Here is a 1,355-nt window from a genome sequence, read left to right on the forward strand (position 1 = left end):
CCCCCCGTTCGGCCCCCCGCCCGGTTGCCCGCCCGCCGGGGTAACCTCCCCCCCGCCCGCCGGGCCGATGTTCGCCGCGTTACCCGCCGCGTCCGTCACGTTCCAGCCCGCGTTCGCCGCCGTGGCCACGTCGTCGAGCTGGTTCATGTTGACCGCGTCCTTGCCGTCGACGCCGTCCTCAACCCCGCTGATGCGGCCAGTGTCCCCCTCGTTGATGGTGACGTTGCCGAACTTCGGCGCGTCCGCCAGGGTGATGTTCAGGTTCCCCGCCGCATCCACCTCGGTCTTCAGGTTTGCCCCGCTGTAGCTGCCCGGGGTGCTGCCCCCGCCCAGCACGCTCAGGGTGTCGCCCAGGTTCAGGTGTCCGGCCCCGGTATTACCCGCCAGGTTCAGCCCCTTCGCCGTCAGGTCGCGGCCCTGGTCGGTCAGCTGGCTGACGTTCACCGCATCGGTGCCCGCCACGCCCGCCGCCACGTTGCCGATCACCTTCCCGCCCGCGTCAATCCCGCCGGTGGTGATGGACGGGCCGTTCGCGATGGTCAGGCCGTCGGTGTTCAGCACGCTGTTGCCCGCGGTCACCGAGTCCAGATCCAGATCGCGGTTCAGGGTGAGGCTGATCACGCCCGCGTCGTCCGCCCCGGTCTGGTCCACGGCCAGGTTGCCGTCCGCCGAGGTGAACTTCACCTCGCCAGCCGGACCGATGTTCGCCGCGTTACCCGCCGCGTCCGTCACGTTCCAGCCCGCGTTCGCCACCGTGGCCACGTCGTCCAGCTGGTCCATATTGACCGCGTCCTTGCCGTCGACGCCGTCCTCAACCCCGCTGATGCGGCCAGTGTCCCCCTCGTTGATGGTGACGTTGCCGAACTTCGGCGCGTCCGCCAGGGTGATGTTCAGGTTCCCCGCCGCATCCACCTCGGTCTTCAGGTTTGCCCCGCTGTAGCTCCCCGCGGTGCTGCCCCCGCCGAGCACGCTCAGGGTGTCGCCCAGGTTCAGGTGGCCGGCCCCGGTATTACCTGCCAGGTTCAGCCCCTTCGCCGTCAGGTCGCGGCCCTGGTCGGTCAGCTGGCTGACGTTCACCGCGTCGGTGCCCGCCAAGCCCGGCGCCACGTTGCCAATCACCTTCCCGCCCGCGTCAATGCCGCCGGTGGTGATGGACGGGCCGTTCGCGATGGTCAGGCCGTCGGTGTTCAGCACGCTGTTGCCCGCGTTCACCGAGTCCAGCGCCAGGTCGCGGTTCAGAGTAAACTCAACGTCACCAGCATTTGTGGAACCATTCTGTTCAACCGTCAAATTGTTATCTGTGGAAGAGAATTTAACTTCTCCATTTCCACTAATATTTGCTTTATTTCCGTTTT

Annotated in this window: 1 pseudogene; it reads right to left on the bottom strand. The window is 67.2% G+C overall.

Annotated features, from left to right (window positions below):
* Positions 1-1,290 (bottom strand): annotated as a pseudogene (locus tag OWK27_RS24250) (hypothetical protein); the annotation flags it as partial.
* Between the last annotated feature and the right edge of the window lie 65 nt (positions 1,291-1,355).

Origin of the sequence: Enterobacter cloacae complex sp. 2022EL-00788 (assembly GCF_026627565.1) — a bacterium.
Lineage (GTDB): Bacteria > Pseudomonadota > Gammaproteobacteria > Enterobacterales > Enterobacteriaceae > Enterobacter > Enterobacter pasteurii.